The sequence below is a fragment of the Micromonospora sp. 15K316 genome (assembly GCF_004348525.1).
GTDB lineage: Bacteria > Actinomycetota > Actinomycetes > Mycobacteriales > Micromonosporaceae > Micromonospora.
Genome location: NZ_SMKG01000424.1, coordinates 1 through 1,068 on the forward strand (window position 1 = coordinate 1; position 1,068 = coordinate 1,068).

Consider the following 1,068-nt stretch of genomic DNA (forward strand, 5'->3'; position numbering starts at 1 on the left):
GCCCGGATGCGCTCGGACCGGGTCCTGCGCCGGGCTGTGCCGCCTCGGCAGCCGGGGGTAGTCGGCCGTCCACCCCGCCACGGCGGTGAGTTCGTCTTCGGTGATCCCGCCACCTGGGGTGAACCGGCACGCTGGGTCGACCGGATCACCGTCCTGCTCCGCCGTAACCAGGTCAAGAACGCCGCCCACGTCGCCGAAGCGATGGTCGCCGCCGCGCGGCAGCGGACCGTCACCATGCCCGGCCAACCCGCCGCCTTGGTGGTCGGGCAGATGGCCACCGAGATCCTCGCCATCGAGCAGCGCATCGCCGCCGTTGACGACCTCATCGCCGAACACCTCGACCAGCACCCCCTCGCCCCGATCGTCGAGAGCCTGCCCGGCATGGGTCCCCTCCTTACCGCGGAATTGCTCGCCCACACCGCGGGCATGACCGAAATACGACAGTCCCGCGAACCTCGCCGCGCACGCCGGCTTGGCTCCTTTCGCGAGACTCCGGAACGATTTCCAGAAACCATCACCAGCCCCGCCGACACCACCGTAGACTGCGACACATCTTGTGGGTGGCCGCGTTCGCCGCCGCCAGGGAATGCCCTACTTCCCGCGCCTACTCCGAGAAGAAACGGGCCGCAGGCAAGGACCACCGGCAGGCGATGTTCGCCCTTGCCCGGCGACGCGTCGACTTTCTCCGGGCGCTTGTCCGGGACCGAAGGCCTTCACCCGACCTGCACCGGCTATCCGCACCGCAGCCTGAACCTAAGCTGCGGCGGGCCTCCTACTTCCCCGACCGGCTGCTGACGCACGGCCAGGGAGGCTCGCGTACGAGTGCGCCAGGCCCTTAGCTCCCATCGGATCACCAAAACAGATGCTGCGAATCAGAAATACTCGTTGGATCTGATGCTTGTGCAGGAGAGGCTCGGTCTGGCGAAAATAGGACACGGGTTAACGGAGGCTCGACATGAGCAAGGAACAGCGGGTAGCGATCGTCACCGGCGGCTCCCGGGGCATCGGCCGGCAGGTCGTGCAGCGGCTGGCCGAGGAGGGTTACGCCCTGGTCGTCAACTACGCGGG

General features: G+C 67.9%; 1 protein-coding gene and 1 pseudogene. Both read left to right on the forward strand.

Translation table 11 applies throughout. The features are described from left to right. Positions 1-751, forward strand: a pseudogene (locus E1211_RS33985) (transposase); the annotation flags it as partial. A 204-nt stretch (positions 752-955) separates the two neighbouring features. After that, the coding region (locus tag E1211_RS32125; RefSeq protein ID WP_132353869.1) for an SDR family NAD(P)-dependent oxidoreductase at positions 956-1,068 on the forward strand (113 nt) is incomplete at its 3' end.